This window comes from Amycolatopsis sp. NPDC024027, assembly GCF_040638975.1.
Lineage (GTDB): Bacteria > Actinomycetota > Actinomycetes > Mycobacteriales > Pseudonocardiaceae > Amycolatopsis.
Map to the genome: position 1 here is coordinate 1 of NZ_JBEZYY010000017.1, position 13,610 is coordinate 13,610.

Annotated in this window: 15 protein-coding genes; 12 read left to right on the forward strand and 3 right to left on the reverse strand. The window is 71.6% G+C overall.

Annotated features, from left to right (window positions below; genetic code table 11):
• Nucleotides 1-302: 302 nt before the first annotated feature.
• A complete protein-coding gene (locus tag AB0F52_RS33835; protein ID WP_360179883.1) occupies nucleotides 303-1,625 on the forward strand; it encodes an MFS transporter in 1,323 nt (440 codons plus the stop codon).
• Here the strand turns inward: AB0F52_RS33835 and AB0F52_RS33840 are convergent, their stop codons facing one another.
• Nucleotides 1,626-1,874, reverse strand: coding sequence for a VOC family protein (locus tag AB0F52_RS33840; RefSeq protein WP_360179885.1), 249 nt, complete (start codon nucleotides 1,872-1,874; stop codon nucleotides 1,626-1,628).
• Nucleotides 1,871-2,374, reverse strand: coding sequence for a GNAT family N-acetyltransferase (locus tag AB0F52_RS33845; RefSeq protein ID WP_360179887.1), 504 nt, complete (start codon nucleotides 2,372-2,374; stop codon nucleotides 1,871-1,873). The genes AB0F52_RS33840 and AB0F52_RS33845 overlap by 4 nt, the downstream gene beginning before the upstream one ends.
• Nucleotides 2,375-2,437: 63 nt before the next feature.
• On the opposite strand from AB0F52_RS33845, the gene truB reads away from it, so the two are divergent.
• The 9 genes from truB (at nucleotide 2,438) to AB0F52_RS33890 (ending at nucleotide 10,985) form a co-directional block, all read left to right on the forward strand.
• Nucleotides 2,438-3,343 (forward strand): tRNA pseudouridine(55) synthase TruB, encoded by a 906-nt coding sequence (gene truB / locus AB0F52_RS33850; protein WP_360179889.1) that lies wholly within the window; start codon nucleotides 2,438-2,440, stop codon nucleotides 3,341-3,343.
• A 27-nt stretch (nucleotides 3,344-3,370) separates the two neighbouring features.
• A complete protein-coding gene (locus tag AB0F52_RS33855; RefSeq protein ID WP_360179891.1) occupies nucleotides 3,371-4,354 on the forward strand; it encodes a bifunctional riboflavin kinase/FAD synthetase in 984 nt (327 codons plus the stop codon).
• Nucleotides 4,355-4,440: 86 nt separating this feature from the next.
• On the forward strand, nucleotides 4,441-4,914 hold the full coding sequence (locus tag AB0F52_RS33860; protein ID WP_360179893.1) for a helix-turn-helix transcriptional regulator: 474 nt from the start codon (nucleotides 4,441-4,443) through the stop codon (nucleotides 4,912-4,914).
• A complete protein-coding gene (gene thpR / locus AB0F52_RS33865; protein WP_360179895.1) occupies nucleotides 4,914-5,417 on the forward strand; it encodes an RNA 2',3'-cyclic phosphodiesterase in 504 nt (167 codons plus the stop codon). Before AB0F52_RS33860 ends, thpR begins: the two co-directional genes overlap by 1 nt.
• A gap of 144 nt (nucleotides 5,418-5,561) precedes the next feature.
• Entirely contained in the window at nucleotides 5,562-5,831 is a 270-nt protein-coding gene (gene rpsO / locus AB0F52_RS33870) for a 30S ribosomal protein S15 (RefSeq protein WP_003084034.1), read from the forward strand.
• A gap of 234 nt (nucleotides 5,832-6,065) precedes the next feature.
• A complete protein-coding gene (locus AB0F52_RS33875; RefSeq protein ID WP_360179897.1) occupies nucleotides 6,066-8,321 on the forward strand; it encodes a polyribonucleotide nucleotidyltransferase in 2,256 nt (751 codons plus the stop codon).
• Nucleotides 8,322-8,414: 93 nt separating this feature from the next.
• Nucleotides 8,415-9,779 (forward strand): pitrilysin family protein, encoded by a 1,365-nt coding sequence (locus AB0F52_RS33880; RefSeq protein WP_360179899.1) that lies wholly within the window; start codon nucleotides 8,415-8,417, stop codon nucleotides 9,777-9,779.
• A complete protein-coding gene (gene dapB / locus AB0F52_RS33885; RefSeq protein ID WP_360179901.1) occupies nucleotides 9,776-10,516 on the forward strand; it encodes a 4-hydroxy-tetrahydrodipicolinate reductase in 741 nt (246 codons plus the stop codon). The genes AB0F52_RS33880 and dapB overlap by 4 nt, the downstream gene beginning before the upstream one ends.
• Before the next feature lie 10 nt (nucleotides 10,517-10,526).
• Nucleotides 10,527-10,985, forward strand: coding sequence for a tetratricopeptide repeat protein (locus AB0F52_RS33890; RefSeq protein WP_360179903.1), 459 nt, complete (start codon nucleotides 10,527-10,529; stop codon nucleotides 10,983-10,985).
• Here AB0F52_RS33890 and AB0F52_RS33895 read toward each other — a convergent pair.
• Nucleotides 10,971-11,939 (reverse strand): 4,5-dihydroxyphthalate decarboxylase, encoded by a 969-nt coding sequence (locus tag AB0F52_RS33895; protein WP_360179905.1) that lies wholly within the window; start codon nucleotides 11,937-11,939, stop codon nucleotides 10,971-10,973. The two genes, AB0F52_RS33890 and AB0F52_RS33895, sit on opposite strands and share 15 nt — an antisense overlap.
• 58 nt (nucleotides 11,940-11,997) lie before the next feature.
• Between AB0F52_RS33895 and AB0F52_RS33900 the strand changes: the two genes are divergently transcribed.
• Nucleotides 11,998-12,849 carry a LysR substrate-binding domain-containing protein gene (locus AB0F52_RS33900; protein ID WP_360179907.1) on the forward strand — a complete coding sequence of 284 codons (852 nt, stop codon included), beginning with the start codon at nucleotides 11,998-12,000 and terminating at the stop codon, nucleotides 12,847-12,849.
• Nucleotides 12,846-13,598, forward strand: coding sequence for a hypothetical protein (locus AB0F52_RS33905; protein ID WP_360179909.1), 753 nt, complete (start codon nucleotides 12,846-12,848; stop codon nucleotides 13,596-13,598). The genes AB0F52_RS33900 and AB0F52_RS33905 overlap by 4 nt, the downstream gene beginning before the upstream one ends.
• The last annotated feature ends 12 nt before the right edge of the window (nucleotides 13,599-13,610 follow it).

Genomic DNA, 13,610 nt, shown 5'->3' on the forward strand with positions numbered 1-13,610 from the left:
CAGCCTCGGCTACCTCAGTCCCAACACCTACGAAGCCACCCGCCAGGTAGCCTGACCACCTCAACGACCCTGTCCGTCAAACCGGGTCAGCCCCAGGAGGCATCTCGCGAGATGCCCCTCCAGTCACGCGAGATGCCCCTTCAATCACGCGAAATGCCTCTCCGAGCACGGGTGATGGGGGTTACCTGTGGGGAAAACCACCCGGGTCGTGGCTATGGTTCGTGGTTGCTTAGGCGATACAAGTAGTGGGGACGGCAGCGTGGGCGTCCTGCGCCCCGAATCGCCCAACCCTGGAGGAACTTGTGCCCGCCACCGGCCGTGCCACCGCCCGGTCCTGGCTGATCTGGCTCGCCGCCGTCACCGTCTACCTCCTCGCCGTCTTCCACCGGACCTCCTTCGGGGTCGCCGGGCTGCAGGCCGCCGAGCGCTTCGGCGTCGGCGCGGCCGCGCTCGGCACCTTCACCGTCCTGCAGGTCGGCGTCTACGCCGCGATGCAGATCCCGACCGGCGTCCTGGTCGACCGCTACGGCCCCCGCCGCGTCCTCACCGTCGCCGTGCTGGTCCTCGGGGCCGGTCAGCTCCTGCTCGGCGTCGCCCATTCCTACGGCCTCGGCCTGCTCGCCCGCGGGGTGCTCGGCCTCGGCGACGCGCTCACCTTCGTCAGCGTCCTGCGCCTGGTCGCGGCCCACTTCCCGGGCCGCCAGTACGCGCTGCTGACGTCGTTCACCGCGGCCGTCGGCTACATCGGCAACCTCGCCGCCACCGTCCCGCTCTCGCTGGTGCTCGACAGCGCCGGCTGGACCCCCACCTTCCTGGCCGCCGGCGCCGTCACCGTCCTCTACACCGTCGTCGTGGCCCTCCGGGTCCGCGACGTCCCGGCGGGCGAACAGCCGCCCGTCCGAGAAGACGTCCGCCCGCGCGAGCTGGCCGGCCGGGTCGCCGAAGCCTGGCGGACGCCGGGGACGCGCCTGGGCTTCTGGGTCCACTTCAGCACGATGTTCGCCCCGAACGCCCTGACGCTGCTGTGGGGCGTCCCCTGGCTGGTCCAGGGCCAAGGGCAGTCGAAGGCGACGGCGAGCGCGCTGCTCACCGTGTTCGTCTTCGGCTCGATGGCGGGCGGCCCGCTGCTGGGCGGGCTGATCGGACGCCGCCCGTCGCTGCGGATGCCGCTGGTCGGCGGCTACATCGGCGGGGCCGCGCTGGTCTGGGCGGTGCTGCTGGGCTGGCCGGGCCCGGTGCCGCTGCCGGTGCTGGTACCCGCGTTCGCCTTCCTCGCCCTCGGCGGCCCGGCGTCGATGATCGGGTTCGCCCTCGCCCGCGACTACAACCCGCTCAGCCGCGTCGGCACGGCCACCGGCGTGGTCAACGTCGGCGGCTTCGTGGCGACGACGATCGCCGCCCTCGCCGTCGGCGTGCTGCTGCAGGTCACCGGCGGGAACTTCCGGCTGTCGCTGCTGGCATTGGTCGCGGTGCTGGCCTTCGGCACGGTCCGGATGCTCGTGTGGTGGCGCCGGACCCGCACCCACCTGTTCCTCGCCGAGGCCCGTGGCGAGGAGCTGCCGGTGCGGATCACCCGCCGCCGCTGGGACGCCGCTCTCCCCGAGACGCCGATCGTCGCGGCCTGATCACCCGCGCCGGGGGACCAGCCAGCACAGGCAGAAGGGGTGCCCAGCCGCGGCTTTCAGCACCGTGGCGCCGAGTGCCATCACCTCTTCGTGTGCTTCGGCGAAGTCTTCGACCCACAGGTCGAGGTGCACCTGCTGCTGCGACGGGCCGTCCGGCCACTGCGGCGGCGTGTGGTCGGGCGCGAGCTGGACGCCGATCCGCGGCGCGCCGTCCACCGGGACCATTTGCCAGTCCCCGTCCGCGCTCACCTCCCCGCCGAGGACCCCGGCCCGGAAGCGGCTTTTGGCGGCGAGATCGGCGCCTGCAGCAGCTGCGGCGCGACCGCGAACCCGCGCCGCCGGTAGGCGGGCACGGCCCGCGACGACGAGTGCACGGTGACCCGTTCCAGCCCCAGCTCCCCGGCCAGCCGCAGGACGCCGTCGATCAGCCGGCCGCCGAGGCCGCCGTCGCGGGCCTCCGGGACGACGTACACGCTCTGCACGTCACCGCAGGCCCGCGAGAACGCCGCCGGGGTCGGCACGCGCGCGGTGACCGCCAGGAACGCCATCCCGAGCACCCGCCCGTCGCGCACGGCGACGAGGCAGTGGTGGGTGGCCGCGTGCTCCCGCACCCAGGCGGCGAACTCGCGCACGAACGCGGCGCGGCCGTCGGCGGGGAGGCCGTCCTGCTCGGCCACCCAGCGCCACCGGAGTCCGGCGACCGTTTCCAGTTCGGCGGGCCGGGCGGCCCGGACTTCGATCTCCGTCACGCCTCCATCGTGGCGCCCGAGGCGTCCTCGGTTCCACGGGGAGCGGCCGCTAGGGTTTGCCGCGTGTCCAGCCCGAAACCGCCCCGCCGTCCCGCCCCGCCTCCCGGCCTCGTCATCGTCGACAAGCCCGCCGGCATGACGTCGCACGACGTCGTCGCGCGCGCCCGCCGGATCATGGGCACCCGCAAGGTCGGGCACGCCGGCACGCTCGACCCGATGGCGACCGGCGTGCTGGTGCTCGGCATCGAGCGCGCCACCAAGCTGCTCGGCCACCTGGCCCTGGACCGCAAGACCTACCTGGCCACCCTCAGCCTCGGCAGCAGCACCACGACCGACGACGCCGAGGGCGAAATCCTCACGCAGGCCGAGACCGCGAACGTAAAAGACGAAGACATCGCAAAAGGCATCGAAAAGCTCACCGGCGACATCCAGCAGGTGCCCAGCGCGGTCAGCGCGGTCAAGATCGACGGCAAGCGCGCCTACGCCCGCGTCCGCGCCGGCGAGGACGTCGTCATCCCGGCCCGCCCGGTCACCGTCTACCGCTTCGACGTCCTCGCCGTCCGCCACGAGGAGGACCACGTCGAGGTCGACGCCGTCGTCGAGTGCTCCTCCGGCACCTACGTCCGGGCGCTGGCCCGCGACCTGGGCGCGGACCTCGGCGTCGGCGGCCACCTGAAGGCCCTCCGGCGCACCACGGTCGGCCCCTTCACCCTCGCCAAGGCGAGGACCCTCGACCAGCTCGAAGAACAGCCCGAACTGAGCCTCGACCTCGACGCCGCCGTCGCCGCCGCCTTCCCGCGGCACGACCTCGACGCCGCCACGGCGAAAGCGGTCCGCCACGGCCAGCGCATCCCGGCGGCCGGCGTCGAAGGCACCTACGGGCTCTTCGGTCCCGACGGCCGGGTGCTCGCCCTGGCCGCCGACGAACAGGGTGTGTCCCGCGCGGTGGTCGTGTTGCTGCCCGCCTAGGGTGGGCTCGAGAGACGGGAGTGTGACGTGCTGCGGTGGCGTGGACTGGGGGACCTTCCCGGCAGCTGGGGCCGGTGCGTGGTCACCATCGGCGTGTTCGACGGTGTCCACCGCGGGCACCAGGAGCTGATCAGCCGGACGGTGGCGGCGGCGGCCGAGCGCGGCCTGCCGAGCGTCATGCTGACGTTCGACCCGCACCCGTCGGAGGTGCTGCGCCCGGGCAGTCACCCGGCGCAGCTGACGACGTTGCGGCGCAAGGCCGAGATCGTCGAGGGCCTCGGTGTCGACGTCTTCTGCGTGCTGCCGTTCACCCTCGAGCTGTCCCGGCTGCGGCCGGAGGAGTTCGTGCACGAGGTGCTGGTCGACCGGCTGCACGCGGCCGCGGTGATCGTCGGCGACAACTTCACCTTCGGGGCCAAGGCGGCCGGCGACGTCGCACTGCTGCGCACCCTGGGCCGCCGGTTCGGCTTCGCCGCGTTCGGCGCCGAGCTGCAGGGCAAGGAACTGTCCGAAGAGGACCAGTCGGCGATCACGTTCTCGAGCACCTACGTCCGGTCCTGCATCGACGCCGGTGACGTGGTCGCCGCCGCCGAGGCACTCGGCCGCCCGCACCGCCTGGAGGGGATCGTCGTCCGCGGCGACGGCCGGGGCCACGAGCTCGGTTACCCGACGGCGAACCTGTCGACCCCGCGCTTCGCCGCCGTCCCGGCCGACGGCGTGTACAGCGCGTGGTTCACCCGTTCGGCCGACCCGGCGCGCCGGCTGCGGGCCGCGGTCTCGGTGGGCACCAACCCGACGTTCTCCGGGCGCGAGCGGACCGTGGAGGCGTTCGTCCTCGACGTCGACGAGGATTTCTACGGCCAGCACGTGGCCATAGATTTCGTGACGCGGCTGCGTGATCAGGTGCGGTTCGCCGACTCGGCCGGGCTGGTCGCGCAGATCGACGACGACGTGGTCGAGACGAGAAAGGCACTCGAACTGCCCCCGGGCGCCCTGACCGGGGACGAATAGGGGATTTCCGCATCCGCGCACGTGACCGCGATGGCAAGATGCTCACGGACGGTGTGCGCGCAGAGAAAAAGGGGAGCGGGAGACTGGTGGAGGACCACAAGATCGTCCAGCGGAACATCGCGTTGCAGCGCGAGTGGTACGGGGAGCCGCTCGGTGACCGCGTGCGCCGGCTCGTGGTCGCGTTCGACGTTTCGCAGGCGTTCCTGGCCGAGGTCCTCGGGATCAGCGCCCCCATGCTCAGCCAGGTGATGAGCGGGCGGCGGGCGAAGATCGGCAACCCGGTCGTGCTGGCCAGGATGATCATGCTCGAGCGCAAGATCCTGGTGCCCGAGGTCGCCGCCGGCAACCGCGACGCGATGCTGGCCGCGATGGAGGACGTCCGCGACTCCCGCCCCACCGTCGGGCGCGACAACATCCCGGTGGTCAACGAGGACCAGAAGCTCCTGGCCTACCTGCGCGACCTGGCCGAGGACGAGGACCTCGGCGAAGCCGCCAAGCGCCTCGACGACGACTTCCCGGCCATCGCCGACCTGCTCCGCCGGGCGGGCCACGGCGCCTGATGCCGGTCCTGTTCAGCGCGCTGCTCCCGCCGGACGACGTCGTCGAGGCGATCGCCGAGATGCTCGGGGAACCCGGCGACGGCCTGCGCTGGGAGCCGCCGGAGCGCTGGCACATCACCCTCGCCTACTACGGGGAGGACGACGTCGAAACCCGCGCCGCCTGGCTGGGCGAGCGGCTGGCCGGGCGCCCGGCGGTCGACGTCCGGCTGGAAAAGGCCGCGACGTTCCCCGGGGTGCTGTGGTTGACTGCCGCCGGATCGGAGCTGGAGCCGCTCGCGCACGCCGCGGGCGCCGGCGCCGAACCGAGGCCCTACCGGGCCCACCTGACGCTCGCGCGGTTCCCCCGGGAAGAACCCGGGCGCGCCGCGCGTTGGACCAGAAGCCTCGGTGGTTTCACGAGCCGGCGGTGGCAGGCCGCGGAAGTGGCCTTGATGACCAGCGAGCGCGAGCCGGGTGGTCCCCGGTACCGCGTGGCCCGTGCGTTCGAGCTGGGCCGCGGCTGAACGCACGCACCTGAAGGCGCTGTTCAGCGGGCTGGTAACCTCACGAGCGGGTCCGGCTGCAGTCCGTGGCGGCCGTGACCGTCTTCCCGGCGTGCATCCACGCCCGGGGCCGCACGGCACTGATTATTTCGAGGAGCAACACAAGTGGCGCTGTCCACCGAAGAGAAGAAGTCGATCCTGGCCGAGTACGGCGTGCACGACTCGGACACGGGATCCCCCGAGGCCCAGGTCGCGCTGCTGACCAAGCGGATCGTCGGCCTCACCGAGCACCTCAAGGCTCACAAGCACGACCACCACTCGCGTCGCGGGCTCCTGCTGCTGGTCGGCCGCCGCCGCCGGCTGCTGAACTACGTGATGAAGGTGGACATCGAGCGTTACCGTGCGCTGATCCAGCGCCTCGGCCTGCGCCGATAGCTTGACCGCGAGGGGGAGTGACCACCGGTCGCTCCCCCTCGTTGCAAAGCTTCAAAAGAAGAACGGCGCGAGCGCGCACGAGGGTCCGTCCGCCGGTCCTCGGTAGTGGTTCCCGGGAAGCGTCCCGGGGGCTTCGATCGAAGACCGGCCTCATTCCTCGAGCGTCCTCAGGCGAAATGGGTCCCAGGGTGGGAGACTCGCGTCGTACGAAGGAACCAAAGAGGAGAACAATCTATGACCGACTCCACCGGAGTCACCGTGCACGAGACCGAAGCCGTGATCGACAACGGCCGGTTCGGCACCCGCACCGTCCGCTTCGAGACGGGCCGCCTGGCCAAGCAGGCCGCCGGCGCCGTCGTCGCGTACCTCGACGAAGAGACCATGCTGCTCTCGGCGACGACCGCGTCGAAGCACCCGAAGGACCACTTCGACTTCTTCCCCCTGACGGTGGACGTCGAGGAGCGCATGTACGCGGCGGGCCGCATCCCCGGCGCGTTCTTCCGCCGCGAGGGCCGCCCGTCGACCGACGCGATCCTGACCTGCCGCCTGATCGACCGGCCGCTGCGCCCGTCGTTCACCGACGGTCTCCGCAACGAGATCCAGGTCGTCATCACCGTCCAGAGCCTCAACCCGGACGACCCGTACGACGTGCTGGCCATCAACGCCGCTTCGGCGTCGACCCAGATCGCCGGCCTGCCGTTCTCGGGCCCGGTCGGCGGCGTGCGCGTCGCGCTGGTCGAGGACCAGTGGGTCGCGTTCCCGACCTGGTCGCAGCTGGAGAAGGCGACCTTCAACATGGTCGTCGCCGGCCGCATCGTCGGTGACGACGTCGCGATCATGATGGTCGAGGCCGAGGGCACCGAGCACACGCTCGACCTGATCGCCGCCGGCGGCAAGGCACCGGACGAGGCCGCGGTCGCCGCGGGCCTCGAGGCTGCGAAGCCGTTCATCAAGGTCCTGTGCGAGGCCCAGCAGAAGCTGGCCGACGTCGCCGCCAAGCCGACCGGCGAGTTCCCGGTCTTCCTGGCTTACGAGCAGGACGTCTACGAGGCCGTCGCGGCGATCGCCACCGACGACCTGGCCCGCGCGCTGCAGATCCCGGGCAAGCAGGACCGCGACGCCGCGACCGACGAGGTCAAGGCCGCCGTCCTGGAGAAGATCGGCCTGGGTGAAGGCGAAGCCTTCGAGGGCCGTGACAAGGAGATCGGCGGGGCGTTCAAGGCCCTGACGAAGAAGATCATGCGCCAGCGCGTCCTCACGGAGAAGATCCGCATGGACGGCCGTGGCCTCACCGACATCCGGTCGCTCTCGGCCGAGGTCGCCGTGATCCCGCGGGCGCACGGTTCGGCGCTGTTCGAGCGCGGCGAAACCCAGATCCTGGGCGTCACCACGCTGAACATGCTGCGCCTGGAGCAGCAGATCGACTCGCTGTCGCCGGAGACGCACAAGCGCTACATGCACCACTACAACTTCCCGCCGTTCTCCACCGGCGAGACCGGGCGCGTCGGTTCGCCGAAGCGCCGCGAGATCGGCCACGGCATGCTCGCCGAGCGCGCCCTGGTGCCGGTGCTGCCGAAGCGGGACGAGTTCCCGTACGCGATCCGCCAGGTCTCCGAGGCGCTGGGCTCCAACGGCTCGACCTCGATGGGCTCGGTCTGCGCGTCCACCATGGCGCTGTACAACGCCGGTGTGCCGCTGAAGGCGCCGGTCGCGGGCATCGCGATGGGCCTGGTTTCCGATGAGGTGGACGGCGAGACGCGTTATGTCGCGCTCACCGACATCCTCGGTGCCGAGGACGCCCTGGGCGACATGGACTTCAAGGTCGCCGGCACCAAGGACATCATCACCGCGCTGCAGCTGGACACGAAGCTCGACGGCATCCCGTCGGAGGTCCTCGCGGCCGCGCTGAAGCAGGCGAAGGACGCCCGGCTCACCATCCTGGAGGTCATCGCCGAGGCGATCGACAGCCCGGACGAGATGAGCCCGTACTCGCCGCGCGTCACCTCGGTGAAGATCCCGGTCGACAAGATCGGCGAGGTCATCGGCCCGAAGGGCAAGATGATCAACTCGATCACCGAGCAGACCGGTGCCGACATCTCCATCGAGGACGACGGCACGATCTACGTGGGCGCGGCCGACGGCCCGTCGGCGGAGGCGGCGATCGACCTGATCAACGCCATCGCCAACCCGCAGCTGCCCAAGGTCGGCGAGCGCTTCCTCGGCACCGTGGTGAAGACGGCCGCGTTCGGCGCGTTCGTCTCGCTGCTGCCGGGCAAGGACGGCCTGGTGCACATCTCCAAGCTGGGCAACGGCAAGCGGATCAACAAGGTCGAGGACGTGGTCAACGTGGGCGACAAGCTCCGCGTCGAGATCGCCGACATCGACAACCGCGGCAAGATCAGCCTGATCGTGGTCAAGGAGGACGAGGCTCCGGCCGCGGCCGCCGAGGGTGACGCGCCCGTCGCCGACGCCGAGAAGGCCGACGCCTAGTAACCCGGCTCGTCCGGTTCAAAACAGTTCCGTCGAAGGCCTCCTCGCCGCTCCCGGTGGGGAGGCCTTCGCGGCATCGTGAGTAAGGAACCCATGGCACGGCAGGTTTCCGGGCACGAGCAGCCCGTCGGCACCACCCGCACGCTCGAGTCCACTCCGGACGGTGCGGTCGTCAAGCGCAGCGTCCTGCCCGGCGGCCTGCGCGTGATCACCGAGCACGTTCCCGCGTCCCGCTCGGCCACGGTCGGGCTGTGGGTCGGCATCGGCTCCCGCGACGAGCCCGCTGCCGTCGCCGGCGCCGCGCACTACCTCGAGCACCTGCTGTTCAAGGGCACCAAGCACCGCGACGCCACGCAGATCGCCGAGGAGATCGACGCCGTCGGCGGTGAGTTCAACGCCTTCACGGCGAAGGAGCACACCTGCTACTACGCGCAGGTGCTCGACGCCGACCTCCCGCTCGCCATGGACCTGGTCACCGACGTCGTGTTCGAGGCGCTGTGCACCGACCGCGACATGGACATGGAGCGCAGCGTCGTCCTCGAAGAGATCTCGATGCGCGACGACGACCCCGAGGACCTGCTGCACGAGACGTTCGTGACGGCGATCCTCGGCGAGCACCCGCTCGGCCGCCCGGTGCTCGGCACCGAGCAGTCGATCGTGGAAATGTCGCCCGCCGCGCTGCGGAACTTCTACAAGCGCCGGTACACGCTGCCGCGGATGGTCCTCTCCGTGGCCGGGAACATCGACCACAACCAGGTGCTGCGGCTGGTGCGCAAGGCCCTCGGCGAGCGCCTGAACGGGACCGCGTCGCCGATCGCGCCGCGTGAGGGCCGCGCCCGGATCAAGACCGTGCCGAAGCTGGCCCTGCACACCGACGACACCGAGCAGGCGCACGTCATGCTGGGCCTGCGGTCGCTGTCGCGCCACGACGACCGTCGCTTCGCGCTGTCGGTGCTCAACGCGGCCCTCGGCGGCGGGATGTCCTCGCGGCTGTTCCAGGAGATCCGGGAGCAGCGCGGCTTGGCTTACCAGGTGTACTCGTCGGTCGCGAGCTACGCCGACACCGGGCACATGGCTGTGTACGCGGGTTGCCAGCCGGAGAAGCTCGGCGACGTCGCCGGCGTCATCCGCGAGGTGCTCGACAAGGTCGGCGTCGACGGCCTCACCGGCGCCGAGGTGGCCCGCGCCAAGGGCCAGCTGCGCGGCGGCCTGGTGCTGGGCCTGGAGGACACGTCGTCGCGGATGTCGCGGATCGGCAAGAACGAGCTGAACTACGGCCACTACCTGGGCGTCGACGACACGATCGCCCGCATCGACGCGGTGACCACCGAGGACGTGTGTGCGCTCGCTCGCACTTTGTTCGCGCGGCCGGGCGGGGTCTCGGCGGCGGCGGTCGTCGGGCCGTACGCTCACGCCGACGACCTTCCGGACGACCTGCACGAGGTGATCGCTTCATGACCATCAACGTCGGTGTGCTCGGCGCGCGTGGCCGGATGGGGGCGACGGTGGTGAACGCCGTCGAAGGCGCTGCGGACATGAAGCTCGTGGCCGCGCTGGACGCGGGCGACGACTTCGCCCCGCTGGCCGACGCCCAGGTGGTCGTCGACTTCACCCACCCCGACGCCGTCATGGGCAACCTGGAGTACCTGGTCGCGCACGACATCCACGCGGTCGTCGGCACCACCGGCTTCAGCGAGTCCCGGTTGGCCGACCTGCGCGCGTTGCTGGAACCGAAGCCTGCTCTGGGTGTGCTGATCGCGCCGAACTTCGCTCTCGGCGCGGTTCTGGCCATGCGGTTCGCGGCCCAGGCGGCGAAGTTCTACGCCTCGGCCGAGATCATCGAGCTGCACCACAACCGCAAGGCCGACGCCCCTTCGGGCACCGCGGCGCACACCGCCCGGATGATCGCCGCGGCCCGCGCGGAAGCGGGCGTGACGCCGGGCCCGGACGCGACGACGTCGGAGCTGGACGGCGCCCGCGGCGCCTCGGTCGAGGAGGTCCGGGTGCACTCGGTCCGCCTGCCGGGCCTGGTCGCGCACGAGGAGATCCTGTTCGGCGGCGAGGGGGAGACCCTGACGATCCGGCACGACTCCCTCGACCGGACGTCGTTCATGCCGGGCGTGCTGCTCGGCGTGCGTGAGGTGCTGAACCGCCCCGGCCTGACGGTCGGCCTGGAAAACGTCCTCGACCTGTGACGGCCCGCTCGTGAAAGCTCGCAATGTGGCGCTGCTGCTGACGGCGGCGCTGATCGTGTACCTGTTCCTGCTGGCGGACCGGGCGTTCGCGCTGTTCAAGACGGGCACGGGCGTCGGCATCGCGCTCGGGGCGGGCGTGCTGCTGCTGCCGGTCCTGGGTGTCTGGGTGGTGGTGATGACCTGGCGCAACGGCCTGCAGGTCCAGCGCCTGTCCCGGCGGCTGGACGCCGAGGGCGAGCTCCCGGACGTCTCGGACCTCCCGCGCCGGCCTTCGGGCCGGGTCGATCGTGAGGCGGCCGACGCGTGGTTCGAGCAGCGCCGCGCGGAGGTCGAGGCCGACCAGGAGAACTGGCGGGCCTGGTACAAGCTCGCGTACGCGTACGACATCGCGGGCGACCGCCGCCGGGCGCGCGAGACGATGAAGAAGGCCGTGGAACTGGAAGCCGCCGACCGCTCAGGTGCCGAGTAGGTCCGGCGCGAAGATCTCGTCGATCTGCCACCTGCGTGACGACAAGCCCTGCTCGTGGTGGTACCGCAGGTACGTGTCCAAAGTGGCGCGGTTGGCGGAAATCCCGTAGGGCCACCAGTCCTCGCCGAACTCGTCGAGTGTTTCGTCGACCAGTGCGTTCGTCCACGGCAGCATGGTCTGGACCTGGTAGAGCCGCCGGCCGCGGCGGTAGCGCTCGGCGGCGGCGTCCTTCGCGGCTTCGAACATCGTGTAGACGCGGCCGGCCAGGCCGGGATCGTCTCGCAGGAGGTCCCGCCGGGCGACGACGGTGTGCATGATCGGGAAGATCCCGGTGCGGCGGTGGTAGTCGCGTTCCCGCGCGACGAAGTCCGGGAAGAGCCGGGCGACGTCCGGGTGCCCGTCGAGCACGCACTGCGGGACGTTGGCGGAGAACAGCGCGTCGATCTCGCCGGTGGCGAGCATGTCGTTCAGCGTCTTGCCCGGGCCGGCCGGGGTGACGTCGACGGCGCCGGGGTGCGGGTGCGGGATGAAGCCGAAGGGCGCTGACGGGTGCTCGAGGCCGCCGATCACCCAGCGGTTCGTCTCGGGCTCGAACCCGTACTCGTCCATCAGGATGCCCTTGGCCCAGACACCGGAGTCCTGCCCGTAGGTCCCGAACTCGCCGATCGTCCGGCCGGTGAGGTCGCCGGGACCGGTGATCCCGGAGCGGGTGTTGACGAAGACGCACGAGTGCCGGAACACCCGGTTCGGGAAGATCGGCAGCGCCACGTACGGCGTGCCTTCCTCCAGCAGGCGCAGGTGGAACGTCAGGCCGAGTTCGGCCACGTCGAACTCGCCGCGGACCGTCCGTTCGAAGATCTCGGGCAGCGTGGCGGCGGTTTCGACGCCGGCGCTTTCGATCAGCGGCCGGGTCGTGTCGTAGGGGAAGCATCCGATTTTCATGATTCCGATCATCGGTGCGGACCGCCCGGGGCGTCCAAGACCGGTTCGGCCGACTCGATACTCTGGCGGTATGGACCTGCGGGTGCTCCGGTACTTCGTCGCGGTGGCCGAGGAGCGGCACGTCGGCCGCGCGGCGAGCCGCCTGCACATGGCGCAGCCGCCGCTGAGCCGGGCGGTGCGCGGGCTGGAGGACGAGCTGGGCGCGACACTGTTCGAACGCACGCCCAAGGGAGTCGCGCTCACCGCCGCGGGTACCGCCCTGTACGACGAGGCCGTCGCGCTGCTGGCCCGGGCGGGCCGCATCCGCGACCGGGTGACCGCGGCGGCGGGCGCGGCGACCCTGACGGTCGGCACCTTGGCGGACGCGGCGGAGCAGGTCGGCGCCCGGCTGGTCCCGCTGTTCCGCGAGCAGTACCCGCACGTGGACGTCCGGGTGCACGAAACGGACCTCGCCGACCCGACCGCGGGCCTGCGCGCCGGCCTGGTCGACGTGGCGTTGACCCGGACGCCGTTCGAACGCGCGGGACTCGGCGTCCACGTGCTGCGCCCGGTGCGCGTGGGCGTGGTGCTGCGCGACGACGACCCCCTGGCCGACCGGCCCGAGGTGGCGACGGCCGACCTGTCCGGCCGCCGCTGGGTCCGGCTCCCGGACGGCGCCGACGCCCGCTGGACGGCCTACTGGACGGGCGGCCCGCCCGCCGCCGACGCCCCGGTCCTGCGGACGATCCAGGAGTGCCTGCAGGCGGTGCTGTGGAACGCCGTCGCGGCGCTCGCCCCGGTGGACCAGCCGCTGGCGGCGGGATTGCGGGTCGTTCCCGTGTCCGACCGCCCGCCGAGCGAGCTGGTGGTGGCGTGGCCGAAGGCGTCGAGCAGCCCGCTGGTCCGCGGTTTCGTGCGCATCGCGGCGGCGGCGAACCGGTGACGCTGCTGCTCAAGCTCGTCCTGGCGCCGCTGCTGGTGGTGGGGTCGTCCCTGGCCGGACGGCGCTGGGGCCCGGGCCTGACGGGCCTGCTGGTCGCCATGCCGGTCGTCGCGGGGCCGATCCTGCTGATCACGTACCTGGAGCACGGATCGGCGTTCGTCGCGCGGGCGGCATCGGCGTCGCTGCTGGGGCTCGTGTCGCTGGCCGCGTTCGCGGTGGTCTTCGCGCGGGTGTCCCGGGCGCGCGGCTGGGTCGGCACTCTGCTGGTCGGTTGGCTGGTGTGCCTGTCGCTGGATCTGGCGTTGTCGTTCGCACCGGTGCCCGTGTGGGTGGCACTCGGGTTGGCCCTGGCGGCGGCTTGGGCGGGCATCCGGTTGCTGCCGGAGCCGGGGGAGGCCGGGCCGGTGACGCTGCCGTGGTGGGATTTGCCCGCTCGCGCGGTCGCGACGGCGGCGCTCGTGGTGGCCCTGACGGCCGCGGCCGGGCGGCTCGGCCCGGACCTGACGGGCGTGCTGGCGCCGTTCCCGACGGGGACGAGCGTCGTGGCGGTGTTCGCCCTGGCGCAAGGGGGCCCCGCGGCGGCCGCCGCGACCACCCGCGGCGTGCTGCGCGGGCTCGGCGGGTTTTCGGCGTTTTGTTTTCTGGTGGCGGTGCTCGCCGAGCCGATCGGCGGGTGGGCTTTCGTGGTTGCGGTCTTGGGGACCGGGGTGTGGCAATTCGCTGACAGTTGTCGTTCATTCGGGAAATGACGCGGTTTCGTA